Origin of the sequence: Lactobacillus sp., assembly GCF_051893255.1 — a bacterium.
In the GTDB taxonomy this organism is placed as follows: Bacteria; Bacillota; Bacilli; order Lactobacillales; family Lactobacillaceae; genus Lactobacillus.
Map to the genome: position 1 here is coordinate 1,830 of NZ_JBJFHB010000019.1, position 2,551 is coordinate 4,380.

Sequence of the window (2,551 nt, forward strand, 5' to 3'; positions counted from 1 at the left end):
TTATTTTGCTATTGTTTGTGGCTAATGACGGCTTTAGCAATCAGCCAAATAATCAATAGCCAGAAAATAATAATCGGCAAAGCGTAGTACCATTTTTTCGGCTTGCCTTGCTCCCACATGCCGCGGCTTTTTTCTAAGCACCTCTCCCAAACTGGCTGGGGAATCAGCTTGATGCTGAGGGCCGCTAAGAGTGGCAAAATAACGGCGTCGTCTAAATAGCCTAAAACCGGGATAAAGTCGGGGATCAGGTCAATTGGCGACAAGGCGTAGGCAATGGTCAAAAAAGCCAGGATTTTAGCCAAAATCGGCGTTTCCCGATCCTTAAAGGCCAAAAACAAGGCTGGCAGGGTCATCTTCAGCTGGCTGAGGGATTGCTTGATTTTTTCCTTCATAAAAATTCCGTTCTAGTGCTCTGCTTGGCGGATTTGGGCGTTTAGCTGGTCAGTGTCGATCTGCTTTTTTAAAAAGTCAGAGTTGTCTACTGGCAAATGGAGGTTAAAATTGGCAAAAGGCTGAATAGTCAATTCTCCATCTTTAACTGCCATGTCCAGGATATGGCCGCCTAACTGGTGATTATCACTCAAATAGTGGAGGTGAAAACCACTTGAGGCCACGCCTTGGTAAAGGTCGGGCGCGTAGTAGCCGATGACGGTCCCTTCCGTGTCCTCCCCGGTAAAAATCGCCTGCTGATCGGCTACTTCGACTAGGCCAGGGTATGGCTTTTCCTGCTTAAAGACGGTTCGGGTCTTCATTTGGGCAAAAGTCCCAGTAATTTTTACCGCAAAAAAGACGTTGCGGGAATTTTCCTGGAGGATCTTGGCCTCTAGATCAGTTATGGATAAATTAGTGATTGCCTGAGAATTTTTACCTTCATCAAAGTGGACGCAGGCAAAGGGCACGGTTACGTCCCCTGCCAGCTCTTCCACCGTGCCGTCCCGGCGGATGGTGTAGGCGCGCCCGCCCAAAACCACCATCTCCCCGTCTAACCCGGCGCAGGTGCCAATACCGCTATCGCCGCGGGTCAACAAATCCTTGACCGTCATGGTCCCGTCAAACAGGCCTTCCACCAGCATGGCTAAAGTGCCGTGCTGAAAAAGCGTATCTCCTTTACTCATTTTTGCCTCCTGAGAAATTGCATCTTTAGTACTTATGCTAACTATAGCACGAGAAAAAATTTTTGCCTGCCAGGCGAGTGTTTTTGCTGGCATTTTTTCTAAAAAACTAAGTAATCTCAGACACAAAAAAAGTCCGCCGCTTCGAGTGAAGCGACGGGCTTTTTAGTACTCTGAGTGCCAATTATTGGAATCGAACCAACGACCTTCTCTTTACGAGGGAGATGCTCTACCAACTGAGCTAAATTGGCATTTTTTCAACTCTTTTATTATAGCAAATGAAGGGACAATGTCAAACACAACTTTTGGAGCTTGAATTTCTCCCACCAAAAAAGCCCAAGACCGCAGTCTTGAGCCGAAAAAGTTATTGAGATAATAAGAGAGATTATTTTTCACTGGCGAATTTTTGGAACTGGCCAGGTTAGTCGCATAGCCGACTACCAAGTAAGACAGGCCGTAGAGCAAAAGGACAATCCATAACTAGAGTCTTTTCTTTAGGCTTCAATGATCGTAATTTCGCCGACCCGCATGATGTCGGAGTAGACCTGCACATCCCTGCCGTCAAAGAGGTTGTGGTAGATGCCTTCTGGCAACTTAGTTGGAATAGCAACAGCTTGGCCAGTTGTGTTAAAAATCCCTACGAGCTTCTTTGGCTCTTCTGCAGCATCCACAGCCGTCGTTTCCGTGTAGACCGCCTCAAAGACGCCGTCACGCACGATCTTGGCTTCAAAGTTGCCTTCGGCCATGAGCGGCAGCTGCTTGATCTCGTGCATCTTTTGCATGAGCGGAGTTAAGTCAATATCCCCGCTCCAGTCAACTGGATCCTTGTCAAAGAGAGTTACGTGGTGAGCGTCGCCCTTTTCTTCCCCGTTGTAGATAAGCGTTGCTCCCTTCATGAAGTAGACGAAGGCCGTCATGGCCTGCAAGGCGGATTCATCGTCGATCATGCCGTGGGCCCGCAGGACGTCGTGGTTTTCCAAGAAGTGGGCCTTGACGTAGTTTTCAGGATAAACGCCCTCTTGCCGGTTGAGGCCAGCGATGTAGTCGCGGTAGTCCTTTTGCCCGGTCAAGGCACTCCTGAGATCGGCGTAGATGTCATAATCATAGGTCATGTCAAAGGCAGAGTAGAGCTCAGCGTCAGACCCGCCAACCGCACCTTTTGCCCGCAAGAAGCGGATAAAGCCCGGGTCGCCGGATTCAGCCAGCCAGATGGCGCCAGGCCGCACCTTGGCGACTTCTTCTCGAGCTTTTTGCCAAAAGGCTATGGGCACCATGGGTGCTACATCGCAGCGGAAGCCGTCGACGTACTTGGCCCACATGCAGAGGGTCTCGATTTGGTAGTCCCAAAGCTCTTGGTGGCTGTAGTCCAGGTCGATGACGTCGCTCCAGTCGCCGACCTTGTTGCCAAAGTCGCCGTTAGCCTTGTGGTAGAACCAGTC

The 2,551-nt window shown here is 49.7% G+C and carries 3 protein-coding genes and 1 tRNA gene; all 4 read right to left on the reverse strand.

Annotation, left to right across the window (positions count from 1 at the left end; translation table 11 throughout):
* Nucleotides 1–8: 8 nt before the first annotated feature.
* Nucleotides 9–392: a YkvA family protein gene (locus tag ACI4WN_RS01500; RefSeq protein WP_439776669.1), complete on the reverse strand. Its 384-nt coding sequence runs from the start codon at nucleotides 390–392 to the stop codon at nucleotides 9–11.
* Between the two features lie 12 nt (nucleotides 393–404).
* Nucleotides 405–1,115 (reverse strand): acetolactate decarboxylase, encoded by a 711-nt coding sequence (gene budA / locus ACI4WN_RS01505; protein WP_439776670.1) that lies wholly within the window; start codon nucleotides 1,113–1,115, stop codon nucleotides 405–407.
* A gap of 175 nt (nucleotides 1,116–1,290) precedes the next feature.
* A tRNA-Thr gene (locus tag ACI4WN_RS01510) sits at nucleotides 1,291–1,363 on the reverse strand.
* Between the two features lie 243 nt (nucleotides 1,364–1,606).
* Nucleotides 1,607–2,551: alpha-amylase family glycosyl hydrolase (locus tag ACI4WN_RS01515; RefSeq protein WP_439776671.1), on the reverse strand; the 945-nt coding region annotated here is incomplete at its 5' end.

Bases quoted from the DNA above. Each gene is read 5' to 3' on its own strand.
- ACI4WN_RS01500 (WP_439776669.1), bottom strand. From the start codon at position 392: ATGAAGGAAAAAATCAAGCAATCCCTCAGCCAGCTGAAGATGACCCTG.
- budA (WP_439776670.1), bottom strand. From the start codon at position 1,115: ATGAGTAAAGGAGATACGCTTTTTCAGCACGGCACTTTAGCCATGCTG.